The organism is Rubrivivax gelatinosus (genome assembly GCF_004340905.1).
Taxonomy (GTDB): Bacteria; Pseudomonadota; Gammaproteobacteria; order Burkholderiales; family Burkholderiaceae_C; genus Rubrivivax; species Rubrivivax gelatinosus.
The window spans coordinates 210,093-223,138 of the sequence record NZ_SLXD01000008.1; the positions used below are offsets into that span (position 1 = coordinate 210,093).

Sequence of the window (13,046 nt, forward strand, 5' to 3'; positions counted from 1 at the left end):
TCACGGTGCGCCCCGCGCTGCCGCTCGCGTTACCCTTCGGGGCGACACCACCTCCACGAGGATCGCCCCATGATCGAACTGACCCTGCCGACGATGACTTGCGGCCACTGCGTGAAGACCGTCACCGAGACGGTGCAGCGCGTCGATGCCGCGGCCCGCGTGAGCATCGACCTGCCGACGCACGCCGTGCGCATCGACTCCGCCCAGCCTGCCGAGACCTTCACCGCCGCGCTGGCCGAAGAAGGTTTCGAGGCCGCCTGAGCCCCTCGGGCGCGCACGGCGCGCGCCCCCTGCGACCGCTTTGCCACCCATTCCGGGAGAGACGATGAGATCGTGGATCACGTGTGCGCTGCTCGCCGCCGGCCTGGCCGCCGGCAGCGCCGGCGCCCAGACGCTGCGCTGGGCCAGCCAGGGCGACCTGCAGACCCTGGACCCGCACTCGCAGAACGAGATGCTGACCAACTCGATGAACGGCCAGGTCTACGAAGGCCTGGTCGGGCGCGACCGCCAGCTCGGCCTGGTGCCGGCGCTGGCCACCGAGTGGAAGCAGACCGGCCCGCTGACCTGGCGCTTCAAGCTGCGGCCGAACGTGAAGTTTCACGACGGCTCGCCGTTCAGCGCCGAGGACGTCGTGTTCTCGATGAACCGCGCCCGGGAGCTGACCTCGCAGATCAGCGTCTACGCCAACGCGGTGGGCACGCCGGTGGCGATCGACCCGCTGACGGTCGAGTTCCGGCTGCAGCAGGTCAACCCGATCTTCCTGCAGCACATCGCCGCGCCGCTGTGGATCATGAGCAAGTCGTGGTCCGAGAAGAACAAGGTCACCCGGCCGCTGGACTTCAAGAACAAGGAGGAGAGCTACGCCTCCTTCAACGCCAACGGCACGGGCCCGTTCATGGTCGCGAGCCGGGCGCCGGGCATCAAGACGGTCTACAAGCGCAACCCGGCGTGGTGGGGGCGCTTCGAGGGCAACGTGCAGCAGGTGGTCTACACGCCGATCGCCAACGACGCGACACGGCTGGCGGCGCTGGTCTCCGGCGAGATCGACTTCGTGCTCGACCCGGCGCCGCGCGACGTGCCGCGGCTGCGCTCGACCGCGGGCGTGAAGATCGTCGACGGTCCGGAGAACCGGGTGCTGTTCATCGGCATGGACCAGTCGCGCGACGAGCTGCTTTACGGCAGCGTCAAGGGCAGGAACCCGTTCAAGGACGTTCGTGTGCGCCGGGCGCTCTACCACGCAGTCGACATCGAGACGATGAAGACCAAGCTGATGAACGGCCAGAGCGTGCCCACCGGCGGCATCACGCCGTCGCCGCTGGGCGCCTACGACGACCCGGCGATCGAGACCCGGCTGCCCTTCGACCTGGCCCGCGCACGCGCGCTGCTGGCCGAGGCCGGCTACCCGCAGGGCTTCGAGGTCACGCTGGACTGCCCGAACAACCGCTACGTCAACGACGAGGAGATCTGCCTGGCGCTGGCGCAGATGTGGGCCAAGATCGGCGTCAAGCTGCGGGTCAACGCGATGCCGCGTGCGGTCTACTTCCCCAAGCTGGAGAAGTTCGACACCAGCCTGTACATGCTCGGTTGGGGCGGGGCGATCACCGACGCCGAGGTCACGATCACGCCGGTGCTGCGCTCGCCCGGCGAGAAGGGCGTCGGCGCCTTCAACTACGGCCGGGTGAAGAACGACAGGTTCGAGGAACTCGCCAAGGCCTCCAGCTCGGAAGCCGACCCGAAGAAGCGCGAGGACCTGGTCAAGGGCGCGCTGCGCGAGTACACGCAGCAGGCGCACCTGATCCCGCTGCACCGCCAGGTGATCCCCTGGGCCGCGCGCAGCAACGTCGAGGTCGTGCATCGCGCCGACAACTGGTTCGAGTACTCCTGGGTGACGGTCAAGTGACCCACCCCCGAAGCGCCTTCGGCGCACCTTGCCGGCCGCGCCGGGCCAGTGGCCCGGCTCTTCGGCTGGCACGCACGGTTCACTGAACCGTTCGTGTCCCGCCTCAGCCCCCTCGAGGGGGCGCCGCCAGTGGCCCGACAAAGCCGGTCCACGGCGGCCGCTTGGTGGGCCGAGGGTGCTGATCGAGGCGCTGGGGCCCGCGCGGCCGCCTCAGGTGGTCGCGCGGCGGCGCACGGCCTCGAGGTAGGCCTGGCCGTCGGGCGGCAGGCCGCTTCGCTGCGAGGTCCAGAGCATCTCGCCCAGGCAGTCCATCACCTCGTGATGCGCGGCGTGCAGCGAGTTGCGCCGCGCAGCCAGCAGTGAGACAGCCTGGCGGATGCCGGTCGGCTGGTCGATGCTGCACTGCTCCTCGATCGACAGGTGCATCGCCAGGTGCAGGAAGGGGTTGGTGCGCCCGGCGGCGATGGCGTAGTCGGCCGCCAGGGCAGCCGCCACGTCGGCGAGTTCGGCGTGATACTCGGGGTGCTCGGCGATCCAGCGTGTCGCGATCGCCTCCATCGGATCGACCGGAGCGCCTTCGCGGTATTTCGCATAAGCGCCGCAGAAGAAGCGCCTGACGTCGGCCTGGTTCGGTTGGAACATCGTCGCATTGTCGCCGGGCGTCCATGTCCCGGCTTCCGATACGTCGATGAACACCACCACAGAACAACTCTTCACCGAGGCGCGTACCCAGAACGGCTACCGCCCGGAGCCCGTGGCCGACGCCACGCTCGAACAGCTCTACGACCTGCTGAAGTGGGGCCCGACCGCCGCCAACGGCTGCCCCGCGCGTTTCGTCTTCGTGCGCACGCCCGAGGCGCGTGAGCGCCTGGCCGAGATCGTCAGCCCCGGCAACCGCCAGAAGGTGCTGCAGGCGCCGGTGACGGCCATCATCGGCATGGACCTGGCCTTCCACGACAAGCTGCCGCAGCTGTTCCCGCACGCCGACGCACGCGCCTGGTTCGCCGGCAACGACTGGCTGATCGCCGAGACCGCGCTGCGCAACTCCTCGCTGCAGGGCGCCTACCTGATCCTCGCGGCGCGTGCGCTGGGCCTGGACTGCGGGCCGATGAGCGGCTTCGACGTCGCCCGCGCCGACGCCGAGTACTGGGCCGGCACGGCGGTACGCACCAACTTCATCTGCACGCTGGGCCACGGTGACCCGACGAAGGTCCACCCGCGGCTGCCGCGGCTCGCCTTCGACGAGGCCTGCCGCCTGGTCTGATGTTCGCCTCGCTGGCCGGGGGCGCGGTGATCGCCGACCCCCGGTTCTACGCCGTGGCGATCCCGGCGGTGCTGCTCGTCGGCATCTCCAAGAGCGGGTTCGGCGCCGGTTTCGGCGCCCTGGGCGTGCCGCTGATGGCGCTGGCGGTGCCGGTGCCGCAGGCCGCGGCGATCATGCTGCCGCTGCTCGTCGTGATGGACGTGCTCGGCCTGGCGGCGCTGGTGCGCCAGTGCGACCGCACGCTGGTGCGGCTGCTGGTGCCGGCCAGCCTGGTGGGCATCGTCGTCGGCACGCTGCTCTTCGGCTGGCTGTCGGCGGCGGCGGTGTCCGGCGTCGTCGGCGCGCTGACGCTGGCCTTCCTGGCGATGCGCAAGTTCTTCCCGGCCAAGGCCGACGCGCCGCCGCCGCCGCGCTGGGTGGGGTTCGTCTACGGCGTGGTCTCGGGCTTCACCAGCTTCGTCGCCCACGCGGGCGGGCCGCCGATGGGCTTCTACGTGCTGCCGCTGAAGCTGAAGCCGATCGTCTTCACGGCCACGCTGGCGGTGGTGTTCGCGGTCGTCAACATGGCCAAGTGGGTGCCCTACGCCTGGCTCGGGCTGATCGACATGCGCAACCTCGTGACCTCGGCGGTGCTGGTGCCTTTCGCGCCGCTGGGGGTCTGGCTGGGGTTGAGGCTGGCCGAGCGCGTCTCGCCGGTGGCGTTCTACCGCCTGTTCGAGCTGGGCATGCTGCTCACCGGCATCAAGCTGCTCTGGGACGGACTGCGTTGACTGGCGAGCCCGGCGCCGGGGCCGCTACCATCGCCCGCGTCTGAAGCGAGCGAAGGAGGACTCCGGATGCCGGTCATCGTCATCGCCAACCCCAAGGGCGGCGTCGGCAAGAGCACGCTGGCGACCAACGTCGCCGGCTGCCTGGCCGCGCACGGCGCCGCGGTGATGCTGGGCGACGCCGACCGGCAGCAGTCCTCGCGCCAGTGGCTGGCACTGCGCCCGGCCTCGCTGCCGGCGATCCGCGGCTGGGACCTCGAGCCCGGCGACATCGTGCGCCCGCCCAAGGGCACCACGCACGTCGTGCTCGACACGCCCGCGGGACTGCACGGCAAGCGCCTGGACGCGGTGCTGAAGATCGCCGACCGCATGCTGATCCCGCTGCAGGCGAGCCTGTTCGACATCCAGGCCACGCACGCCTTCGTGCAGGCGCTGCGCCAGCACAAGCGCGGCGCCGGCCTGGCGGTCGGACTGGTGGCGATGCGCGTGCGCGAGCACACGCTGGCCCACGAGCAGCTGCAGCAGTACCTGCGCACGCTGCCGGTGCCGGTGCTGGCCTCGCTGCGCGACACGCAGAACTACGTGCAGCTCGCCGCGCGCGGGCTGACGCTGTGGGACGTGGCGCCCGGCCGTGTCGAACGCGACCTGGCGCAATGGGCGCCGCTGCTGGAGTGGGTCACGCGCTGACGCGGCGTCGTTTCGTCGGACGACGTTCCCCAAACAGGGGGTGAACCGGCGCGCGCGACGCGAGCCCAGAATGCCCCGGTCGCATCCGCGACGGCGTGGGGAGGGACCATGAAAGTCCTGCTGGTCGACGACCATCCGCTCATCCTCTCGGCTCTGCAGGCGGTCATCCGCGGCCTCGGCGACGACGTCACCGTGCTCGGCGTGGCCAGTGCGGAGTCGGCGCGCGAGGCGCTGCGCCAGGATGCCGGCCATGACCTCGTGCTGCTCGACCTGGCGCTCGGCGACGCCGACGGCTTCGAGGTGCTGGCCGAGTTCCGCGCCGCCTATCCGGAGCTGCCGGTGGTCGTCGTCTCGGCTTCCGACCGCGCCAGCGACGTCATCCGCGCGATCGACCTCGGTGCGATGGGCTTCGTGCCCAAGCGGGCGTCGAACAAGGGGCTGTGCGAGGCGCTGCGCATGGTGATGTCGGGCGGGCTGTACGTGCCGCCCAACATGCTCGGGCTGGAGGCGCGCCCTCCGGCCGATCCCGGCGAGACCGTGCCCAGCGCGCTGCGTCTGGTGCCCGACGCGCCGCTGGGCGAGCGCGCCCGCCCCGAGCCGCACCAGGAGGCGCCGTCGATGGCGCGCGTGGGCCTCACGCCGCGCCAGGGCGAGGTGCTGGGCCTGCTGCTCAAGGGCCTGCCCAACAAGCTCATCGCGCGCGAGCTGAACCTCTCGGTGGAGACCGTCAAGGACCACGTCGCCGCGGTGCTGCGCGCGCTCGGCGTCAGCACGCGCACGCAGGCGGTGCTCGCGGTCAGCCAGATGATGCAGCGGCAGAACGGCTGGGTGCCGAAGACGCCGCCGCGGCCGTGATGGCGGCCGCCACGCTGGGCCCCCGGCCGGCCAAGCCGCGTCCGTCGACGGTCCAGGCCTCGCCCGCCGACCAGCTGCGCCTGCTGTACCAGCAGGCGCCGGCGATGCTCGTCGGCGACATCTTCGGGCTCGGCATCGTGCTGATGGCCTTCGGCGGCCTGGCCGGCCGTGGCCTGCTGCTGGCCTGGGCCGCGGCGTTCTCGGTCGTCTGGGTGCTCCGGCTGCTGCACTGCCTGCGCTGGAGCCGGCGCGGCGCGGTCGACGACCAGCGCCTGCTCGCCTGGCGACGCAGCTGGGGCCTGCTGGTGCTGGCGCACGGGTCGCTGTGGGCGGGCGCCGCCTGGCTGTTCTGGGGGCTGGGCACGCCTTCGCACGCGACGGTGCTGCTGCTCGTGCTCTACAGCTTCTGCCTGGCGTCGGTGCAGCTGCTCGCGTCGCAGCACCGGCTGTGCCTGGCCTACAACGGGCTCGTGCTCGGCGTCACGGTGCTGCGCATCGCCGGCGACAGCGGTCGCGACGGCCACCTGCAGCTCGCCGCCGTCGTCGCCAGCCTGTTCGTCGTGACCGCGGTGATGGCACGTGCGCACGGGGGCGCGCTGCGCCAGGCCATCCGCCTGAAGAACCGCACCGCGGAACTCGCCGAGCAGCTGCGTGTCGAGAAGGCCGAGGCCGAGGCGGCGCGCCGTGCCGCCGAGGCCGCATCGCTGGCCAAGACCCGGTTCCTCGCCGCCGCCAGCCACGACCTGCGCCAGCCGCTGCACGCGATGTCGCTGTACACCCAGGCGCTGCAGCAACGCCCGCACGAACCCGAGGTCGCGGCGCTGGTGGAAGGCATCAACGCCTCGGTCGAGGCGCTGGACGGGCTGTTCGGCGAGCTGCTGGACATCACCCGCATCGATTCCGGCGGCGTCGAGCCGCGCCCGGTGCCGCTGCCGATGCAGCCGCTGTTCGCCCGGCTGCGACTGCACTTCGAGCCGCTGGCCGCCGAGAAGCGGCTGGTGCTCCGTTTCCGCGGCGACGCCCTGGTGGCGCACGCCGACCCGGTGCTCGTCGAGCGCGTGCTGCGCAACCTGCTGAGCAACGCGATCCGCTACACCGATCGCGGCGGCGTGCTCGTCGCCTGCCGGCAGCGCGGGGGCCGGCTGCTGCTGCAGGTCTGGGACACCGGCGTCGGCATCGAGGCCGGCAACCTGCCGCGTGTGTTCGACGAGTTCTTCCAGGTGCGCGACCTCTCGCCCCCGCGGCGGCGCGGCCTCGGGCTGGGCCTGGCGATCGTGCGCCGGCTCGGCGTGCTGATGGCCGCCGATCTGGGCGTGCGCTCGCGCCCGGGGCGTGGCAGCGTGTTCTCGCTGACGCTGCCCGCGGCCTGAAAGGCGTTCAGGCCGGCTGGTAGGCCAGGCGCACGTAGATCGGCGCGAAGGCTTCGGCCTGGGTCACCTCGACCAGGTGCTCGCGTGCCAGTTCCAGCATCGCGATGAAGGTCACGACGAGCACCGGCGAACCCCGTGTCACGTCGAACAGCTCGTGGAACTCGACGAACCGACGCCCCTGCAGCCGGCGCAGCACGACGGTCATGAACTCGCGCACCGACAGCTGCTCGCGCGAGATCGTGTGGTGCTGGTTGAGCCTGGCGCGCTTGAGGATGTCGGCCCAGGCGGCGCGCAGGTCGTCGGGGTCGACGTCGGGGAAACGGGGTGCCAGCGCCTGCTCGACGTAGACCTGGGCGCGCAGGAAGTCGCGGCCCATCACCGGCAGCGCGTCCAGGCGCGCGGCGGCGAGCTTGATCTGCTCGTACTCGATGAGCCGGCGCACGAGCTCGGCGCGCGGGTCCTCGGGTTCGCTGCCGTCGGCGCTTCGCTTGGGCGGCAGCAGCATGCGCGACTTGATCTCGATGAGCATCGCCGCCATCAGCAGGTACTCGCTGGCGAGCTCGAGGTTGCGCCGCCGCAGCTGCTCGACGTAGTCCAGGTACTGGCGCGTGACGTCGGCCAGCGGGATGTCGAGGATGTTGAAGTTCTGCTTGCGGATCAGGTAGAGCAGCAGGTCCAGCGGGCCTTCGAAGGCCTCGAGGAAGACCTCCAGCGCGTCCGGCGGGATGTACAGGTCCTGCGGCAGCCGGAACAGCGGTTCGCCGTAAAGGCGCGCGACGGCGACCTGGTCCACGACGTCCTGCGCGGCGGGTTCGGCTGCCGCTTGCGCGGACGGCAGCGCCTCGGGCAGGGCGGGCGTGTCCAAGGGCGCTTCAGCGTCCCTTGGGCTGGTAGACGTAGGGCTGCTGGGGCACGCTCGCCTGGCGCCAGGCCTGCAGGGCCTCGCGGTCGATCGCCTTGTCCCACAGCAGCGCGCGCCCGGCGCGCTGTTCGTCTTCGAGCGACGGACGCTGTTCCTTCAGCTTGGCGATGAAGTCGGTGACGTCGGACGTGTAGGGCTTGCGGAAGAACGGGGGCATAAGCGGCGCGGAAGCGACAATTCGTCGAGCATGGAGTTTACCGGCCGGGCCGCATCCGCGCCCGCCACGTCCGAGGACAGGCATGAGGGAGATCGAGCTGAAGTTCCAGGTTCCGGCCGCCGCGCGCGACCGGCTGCATCGCGCCGTGGCGACGAAGACCGTGCGCGCGCTGCCGCTGGCCGCGGCCTACGTCGACACCGCCGACGACCGCCTGGCGCGCGCCGGCTTCGCGCTGCGCCTGCGCCGCGAGGGCACGCGCTGGGTGCAGACGCTCAAGGGCCGCGGTGACGGCCTGATGGACCGTCTGGAGCACGAGGTCGAGCTGCCCGATACCGACGCCGCCCCGGTGCTGGACCCGGCGCGCCACGCCGGCACGCCCGCCGGCGACGCGCTGGCGCGGCTGCTGGCCGACGGCGCGCCGCTGGTGGAGCGCTACCGCACCGAGGTCGTGCGTCTGGCGCGCCGCGTGCGTTCGCAGGGCGCGCTGGTCGAGATCGCGCTCGACGAGGGCCGCATCGTCGCCGGCGCCAACGTCGCGTCGGTCTGCGAGATCGAGTTCGAGCTGCTCAGCGGCCCGCCGGCCGGGCTGCTGGCGCTGGCCGAACGATGGGTGGCGCGCCATGGCCTCTGGCTGGACGTGCGCACCAAGGCCGAACGGGGCCACCGCCTGGCCCTGGGCCTGGAGCGTGTGCCCGCGGTCCGTGCCGAAGCCCCCGAGTTCGCGCCCGGCACGCTCAGCACCCAGGCCTTCGGCTTGATGCTGCACGCGGCGCTGCGGCAGGTGCTTCCGAATGCCGCCGAGATCGCCTCGGGCAGCGGCGAGGCCGACACGCTGCACCAGCTGCGTGTCGGCCTGCGCCGGCTGCGCAGCGTGCTGAAGGTCTTTGCCGCCTGGTCGCCCGACGAGGCCTCGGCGAGCGCGCTCGACGAGGCGCTGGCCGCGCCTTTCGCCGCCCTCGGTGCGAGCCGCGACGCCGAGGTTGCTGCCGCCCTGCTGGCGCCGCTGGCCGCCGCCGGCGCGCCGCCGCTGGCCTGGCCGCGGGACGACGGCGCGCCGGCGCCCGCCGACGTCGTCGCGGCACCGGACTTCACGCGGACCATGCTGCGCACGATGGCGCTGGCGCTCGTGGCCCTGCACACGCCCGGCCCGGCGCTGGGGCGCGCCGGTGCGGCGCAGCTGGCGGCCGACTGGCGGCGCGTGCGCCGCGAGGCGCGCCGTTTCGCCCGGCTCGACGCCGAGCAGCGCCACCGGCTGCGCAAGCGGCTCAAGCGGCTGCGCTACGCGACCGAGTTCCTGCTGCCGACGCTGCGGCCGCGCCGTGCGCGCGCCGCGCTGAAGGCCTTGCGCGCGGCGCTCGAGGCGCTGGGCCAGGCCAACGACCACGCGGTCGCGCGCGCGGCGCTGGCCGCACGCGCCGCGGCCGACCCGGCCGACGCCGCGGTCGCTTTCGCGCTGGGCTGGCTCGTCGGCCGCGAGGACGCGGTGCTCGCCGGGGCCGCCGCGGCGCTGGCGCCGCTGGACGAGGTCCGGCGCTTCTGGCGATGAGCAGCACGCCGCGCTCGCGCCGCGCGGAGCGCCAGCGCCGCGACTGGCGCCGCAACCGGCGCCTGACCGGCTGGCTGCTGCTGGCGTGGTTCGTCGTCAGCTTCGTCGTCGCGTTTTTCGCCCGCGAGCTGGACTTCGACTTCCTCGGCGCGCCCTTCGGCTTCTGGGTCGCGGCGCAGGGCGCGCCGATCGCCTATCTGGTGATCGTCTGGATCTACGCCATCGTGATGGACCGCCGCGACGACGAACGCGGCGCCCCGGGCGACGACTGATCAGCCGGCTGGCGAGACCGGCGGCTCGGGCGCCAGCGCCGCCGCGTAAGCCTCGGCCAGCGTGGTGGTGATGTTGGCGCAGCCCAGTTCGTCCTCGAAGCCGGCGCGGCGCATCAGCGAGCACGGCTGTTCGTTGACGGCGGCCAGCACCAGGCGCACGCCGCGGCGCTCGAGCTCGCGGCGCAGCTGCGACAGCGCGTCCAGCCCCGAGGTGTCCATCGAGATCAGCCGGTGCATCTCCAGCACCAGCGCGCGCGTGCCGGGGGGCTGCGCGGCCAGGGCCTCGAGCTTGCCCACGGCGCCGAAGAACAGCGAGCCGAAGACCTCGACGACCTGCACGCCCTCGGGGGCGTCGGCCCCGGCCACCGGCTCGGCGCGGAACAGCGTGCTCATGCGGTAGATGAAGAACACGCAGGCCAGGATGAGCCCGAACTCCACGGCCACCGTCAGGTCGAAGATCACCGTCAGCGCGAAGGTGCCGACGAGGATCGTCCGGTACTGGACGCTGAACTGGCGCAGGCGCACGAATTCGCGCCACTCGCCCATGTTCCAGGCGACGAAGGCCAGGATGCCGGCCAGCGCCGCCAGCGGCACGTGCAGCGCCAGCGGCGCGGCCAGCAGCACCACGGCCAGCACCGTCAGTGCGTGCACGATGCCGGCCACCGGCGTCTGGCCGCCGGCGCGCACGTTGGTCACGGTGCGTGCGATCGTGCCGGTGGCCGGGATGCCGCCGAACAGCGGCGTGACGAAGTTCGCCACGCCCTGGGCCATCAGCTCCTGGTTCGGGTCGTGGCGCGGGATCGGCGCCATGTTGTCGGCCACGCGCGCGCACAGCAGCGACTCGATCGCGCCGAGCATCGCGATGGTCACCGTCGGGATCAGCAGCTGCTTGGCCGTGGCCCAGCTGAACTCGGGCAGTTCGAAGGACGGGAGCGACTGCGGGATGCCGCCGAAGCGGCTGCCGATGGTCTCCACCGGCAGATCCAGCAGCACCGTGGCGACGGTGGCGACGACGAGCGCGACGATCGTGCCCGGCAGGTGCGCCGACAGCCGGCGCAGCCGCGCCAGCAGCCCGCTCGGCGCCGTCGGCATCTTGTAGGACTTGGGCCAGAGCACGACGATCGCCAGGCTCGCCGCGGCCAGCGCCAGCGCCGCCGGGTTCAGCGTATGCGCGTGGCGCGCCAGCACCGCGATCTGCGAGAAGAAGTCGGCCGGCAGCTTGGGCGTCTCCAGGCCGAGGAAGTCCTTCACCTGCGACAGCCCGATCAGCACCGCGATGCCGTTGGTGAAGCCGATGACGATCGGCACCGGCACGTAACGCACCAGCGCGCCGAGCTTGAACAGCCCCATCACGAACATCAGCACCCCGGCCAGCGAGGTCGCGATCAGCAGGTTGGCCAGGCCGTAGCGCTCGACGATGCCGTAGACGATGACGATGAAGGCGCCCGCCGGGCCGCCGATCTGCACCTGCGAGCCGCCGAGCGCGGCGATCAGGAAGCCGGCGATGATCGCCGTGAACAGGCCTTGTTCGGGCTTGACGCCCGAGGCGATCGCGAAGGCCATCGCCAGCGGCAGCGCGACGATGCCGACGGTGATGCCGGCGCCCAGGTCGGCGCCGAAGCGGCGGCGGTCGTAGTCCGTCAGCGCGTCGAGCAGGCGCGGGCGGAAGCGGTGTAGTCGGGAAGGGGACATGCGGACTCCAGGGAACGGTGAACGGGAAGGAATCCCGGTTCCGGAGGGCCGCTGTGGTGCATGCGGGCGATGAAGCGCCGGCGGCGCGACGGCCACGCGACCGGGGAGTCGGCAGGCGTGGCATCGGCAGGGTGCATGACCCACATCATGCCACCGACCCTGCACGCCCCCAGGCATCAGGCTTGCCGGTTTGCCCCGGTTGAGGTGCAATTTCCGCACTTCGCGCCGACTCGAGAACGCCGGGCACCTCGACCCGGCGCCGCGAAGAGGGGGTAAGCGTGGCCTGTCGAGTGATGCTGGTCGACGACAGCGAGGCCGATCTGCTGTTCACGCGGATCGTGCTCGAGCGTGCCGGTGGCGGGTTCGAGGTGCAGACCTTCGAGGAGGCGAGCGCCGCGCTCGCCTACCTGCGCTCGGACGCGCCGCGCGTGGACCTGATCCTGCTGGACATCAACATGCCGGGCATGAACGGGTTCGAGTTCCTCGACGCCTACGAGTCGCTGCCGAACGTCCGGCGCGACCGTTCGGCGGTCGTGATGCTCAGTTCCTCGGCGGATCCGGCGGACCGCGAGCGCGCGATGCGTTACGCCAGCGTGGCCGGCTACGTCACCAAGCCGCTGGATCCGGCTGCGGCGGCCGGGCTGCGCCGGCAAGCGCCGGCGTGAGCGTGCGGGCCTGGCTCGCCGGCCTGGCGGCCGCGCTGCTGCTGCCGCTGGCCGCGGCGCAGCCGGCCGACACGCCGGTGGTCACGTCCGCGGCGCAGCAAGCCTGGCTGCGCGAACGCGGCGTGCTGCGCGTGGCCCCGGAACGCGACTACGGCCCCTTCGTCTTCGTCGCGTCCGATGGCCGCGTCGCCGGGCTGTCGGTGGAGATGCTGCAGCTCGTCCAGCGCCGCACCGGCATCGACCTGCGCTGGTTGCCGGCGCAGCCGCTGGCCGCGCAGCTCGATCTGGCACGGGCGCGCGACGCCGACCTGCTGACCTCTCTGCGCCCGAACCCGGAGCGGTCGGCGTTCCTGCTGTTCACGCGCCCCTACGTGAAGGTGCCGGCGATCCTCGTCGCCCGGGCCGACCGGGCACCGCCGACGCTGCAGTCGCTTCAGGGCCGCCCGGTCGCCGTCGGCGCCGGCTACGCCGTCGAGGCGGTGGTCCGCGCCTCGTATCCGCAGGTGCGCTGGCTGGCCGTCGCCGACGACCAGCAGGCGCTCGACGCGGTGCTCGCGCGCCGCGCCGACGCCGCCGTCGTCGATGCCGCCAGCGCTGCCTTCGTCATCCGCCGCGAGGCACTCGCGGGCCTGGCGAGCGCGGGCGAGATCGGCTTCAACTACGAACTGAGCTTCGCGGTGCGCGCCGACTGGCCCGAGCTGCGCGCCATCCTGGACGCAGGCATCGCGGCGGTGCCCGAGCCCGAGCGTGCCGCCGTGCTGCAGCGCTGGCTGGAACCGCTGGATGCCGCCGGGTTGGCCGCACGTGCGCCGCTGGCCACGCGCCTGGGCGTCCTGCTCGTCGCGTTCGCGGTGCTGGCCGGCGTCGTGCTGTACGCCCGGCACGCCCGCGTGAAGCCGGCCCTGCCGCGGCCGCGCGGCGGGCGGCCGCCGCCGTGACCGGCGCGTCG

Annotated in this window: 15 protein-coding genes; 11 read left to right on the forward strand and 4 right to left on the reverse strand. The window is 72.5% G+C overall.

The features are described from left to right. Positions 1–69: 69 nt before the first annotated feature. Positions 70–261 (forward strand): heavy-metal-associated domain-containing protein, encoded by a 192-nt coding sequence (locus EV684_RS14050; RefSeq protein WP_132647908.1) that lies wholly within the window; start codon positions 70–72, stop codon positions 259–261. 64 nt (positions 262–325) lie between these two features. Beyond that, positions 326–1,900, forward strand: a complete 1,575-nt coding sequence (locus tag EV684_RS14055) for an ABC transporter substrate-binding protein (RefSeq protein ID WP_132647909.1) — start codon at positions 326–328, stop codon at positions 1,898–1,900. A gap of 210 nt (positions 1,901–2,110) precedes the next feature. Here EV684_RS14055 and EV684_RS14060 read toward each other — a convergent pair whose 3' ends face one another. Then, the gene (locus tag EV684_RS14060) at positions 2,111–2,542 is read right to left on the reverse strand and encodes a DUF1841 family protein (protein WP_132647910.1); all 432 of its coding nucleotides are present in this window, start codon (positions 2,540–2,542) and stop codon (positions 2,111–2,113) included. Between the two features lie 46 nt (positions 2,543–2,588). Between EV684_RS14060 and EV684_RS14065 the strand changes: the two genes are divergently transcribed. The 5 genes from EV684_RS14065 to EV684_RS14085 all read left to right on the forward strand — a co-directional run bounded on the left by EV684_RS14065 (position 2,589) and on the right by EV684_RS14085 (position 6,843). Beyond that, the gene (locus EV684_RS14065) at positions 2,589–3,164 is read left to right on the forward strand and encodes a malonic semialdehyde reductase (protein WP_132647911.1); all 576 of its coding nucleotides are present in this window, start codon (positions 2,589–2,591) and stop codon (positions 3,162–3,164) included. Then, a complete protein-coding gene (locus tag EV684_RS14070; RefSeq protein ID WP_132647912.1) occupies positions 3,164–3,934 on the forward strand; it encodes a sulfite exporter TauE/SafE family protein in 771 nt (256 codons plus the stop codon). The genes EV684_RS14065 and EV684_RS14070 overlap by 1 nt, the downstream gene beginning before the upstream one ends. A gap of 66 nt (positions 3,935–4,000) precedes the next feature. Next, positions 4,001–4,618 carry a ParA family protein gene (locus EV684_RS14075; protein WP_132647913.1) on the forward strand — a complete coding sequence of 206 codons (618 nt, stop codon included), beginning with the start codon at positions 4,001–4,003 and terminating at the stop codon, positions 4,616–4,618. 108 nt (positions 4,619–4,726) lie between these two features. After that, entirely contained in the window at positions 4,727–5,473 is a 747-nt protein-coding gene (locus EV684_RS14080; protein WP_132647914.1) for a response regulator, read from the forward strand. Beyond that, the gene (locus EV684_RS14085) at positions 5,473–6,843 is read left to right on the forward strand and encodes a sensor histidine kinase (RefSeq protein WP_165908493.1); all 1,371 of its coding nucleotides are present in this window, start codon (positions 5,473–5,475) and stop codon (positions 6,841–6,843) included. The genes EV684_RS14080 and EV684_RS14085 overlap by 1 nt, the downstream gene beginning before the upstream one ends. 7 nt (positions 6,844–6,850) lie before the next feature. Here the strand turns inward: EV684_RS14085 and EV684_RS14090 are convergent, their stop codons facing one another. After that, positions 6,851–7,708 (reverse strand): segregation and condensation protein A, encoded by an 858-nt coding sequence (locus EV684_RS14090; protein WP_132647915.1) that lies wholly within the window; start codon positions 7,706–7,708, stop codon positions 6,851–6,853. 7 nt (positions 7,709–7,715) lie between these two features. Beyond that, positions 7,716–7,922, reverse strand: coding sequence for a DUF3460 family protein (locus EV684_RS14095; RefSeq protein WP_132647916.1), 207 nt, complete (start codon positions 7,920–7,922; stop codon positions 7,716–7,718). An 82-nt stretch (positions 7,923–8,004) separates the two neighbouring features. Between EV684_RS14095 and EV684_RS14100 the strand changes: the two genes are divergently transcribed. Together EV684_RS14100 and EV684_RS14105 are read left to right on the forward strand one after the other, a co-directional pair. Further along, positions 8,005–9,468: a CYTH domain-containing protein gene (locus EV684_RS14100; protein ID WP_132647917.1), complete on the forward strand. Its 1,464-nt coding sequence runs from the start codon at positions 8,005–8,007 to the stop codon at positions 9,466–9,468. Continuing rightward, positions 9,465–9,740, forward strand: a complete 276-nt coding sequence (locus tag EV684_RS14105; protein ID WP_132647918.1) for a DUF4212 domain-containing protein — start codon at positions 9,465–9,467, stop codon at positions 9,738–9,740. Before EV684_RS14100 ends, EV684_RS14105 begins: the two co-directional genes overlap by 4 nt. Here EV684_RS14105 and EV684_RS14110 read toward each other — a convergent pair whose 3' ends face one another. After that, on the reverse strand, positions 9,741–11,432 hold the full coding sequence (locus EV684_RS14110; protein WP_132647919.1) for a SulP family inorganic anion transporter: 1,692 nt from the start codon (positions 11,430–11,432) through the stop codon (positions 9,741–9,743). Between the two features lie 278 nt (positions 11,433–11,710). Between EV684_RS14110 and EV684_RS14115 the strand changes: the two genes are divergently transcribed. Together EV684_RS14115 and EV684_RS14120 are read left to right on the forward strand one after the other, a co-directional pair. Then, the gene (locus tag EV684_RS14115; protein ID WP_243651162.1) at positions 11,711–12,097 is read left to right on the forward strand and encodes a response regulator; all 387 of its coding nucleotides are present in this window, start codon (positions 11,711–11,713) and stop codon (positions 12,095–12,097) included. A 2-nt stretch (positions 12,098–12,099) separates the two neighbouring features. Then, entirely contained in the window at positions 12,100–13,035 is a 936-nt protein-coding gene (locus tag EV684_RS14120; RefSeq protein ID WP_243651164.1) for a transporter substrate-binding domain-containing protein, read from the forward strand. Positions 13,036–13,046: the final 11 nt, after the last annotated feature.

Bases quoted from the DNA above. Each gene is read 5' to 3' on its own strand.
- EV684_RS14050 (WP_132647908.1), top strand. From the start codon at position 70: ATGATCGAACTGACCCTGCCGACGATGACTTGCGGCCACTGCGTGAAG.
- EV684_RS14055 (WP_132647909.1), top strand. From the start codon at position 326: ATGAGATCGTGGATCACGTGTGCGCTGCTCGCCGCCGGCCTGGCCGCC.
- EV684_RS14060 (WP_132647910.1), bottom strand. From the start codon at position 2,542: ATGTTCCAACCGAACCAGGCCGACGTCAGGCGCTTCTTCTGCGGCGCT.
- EV684_RS14065 (WP_132647911.1), top strand. From the start codon at position 2,589: ATGAACACCACCACAGAACAACTCTTCACCGAGGCGCGTACCCAGAAC.
- EV684_RS14070 (WP_132647912.1), top strand. From the start codon at position 3,164: ATGTTCGCCTCGCTGGCCGGGGGCGCGGTGATCGCCGACCCCCGGTTC.
- EV684_RS14075 (WP_132647913.1), top strand. From the start codon at position 4,001: ATGCCGGTCATCGTCATCGCCAACCCCAAGGGCGGCGTCGGCAAGAGC.
- EV684_RS14080 (WP_132647914.1), top strand. From the start codon at position 4,727: ATGAAAGTCCTGCTGGTCGACGACCATCCGCTCATCCTCTCGGCTCTG.
- EV684_RS14085 (WP_165908493.1), top strand. From the start codon at position 5,473: ATGGCGGCCGCCACGCTGGGCCCCCGGCCGGCCAAGCCGCGTCCGTCG.
- EV684_RS14095 (WP_132647916.1), bottom strand. From the start codon at position 7,922: ATGCCCCCGTTCTTCCGCAAGCCCTACACGTCCGACGTCACCGACTTC.
- EV684_RS14100 (WP_132647917.1), top strand. From the start codon at position 8,005: ATGAGGGAGATCGAGCTGAAGTTCCAGGTTCCGGCCGCCGCGCGCGAC.
- EV684_RS14105 (WP_132647918.1), top strand. From the start codon at position 9,465: ATGAGCAGCACGCCGCGCTCGCGCCGCGCGGAGCGCCAGCGCCGCGAC.
- EV684_RS14110 (WP_132647919.1), bottom strand. From the start codon at position 11,432: ATGTCCCCTTCCCGACTACACCGCTTCCGCCCGCGCCTGCTCGACGCG.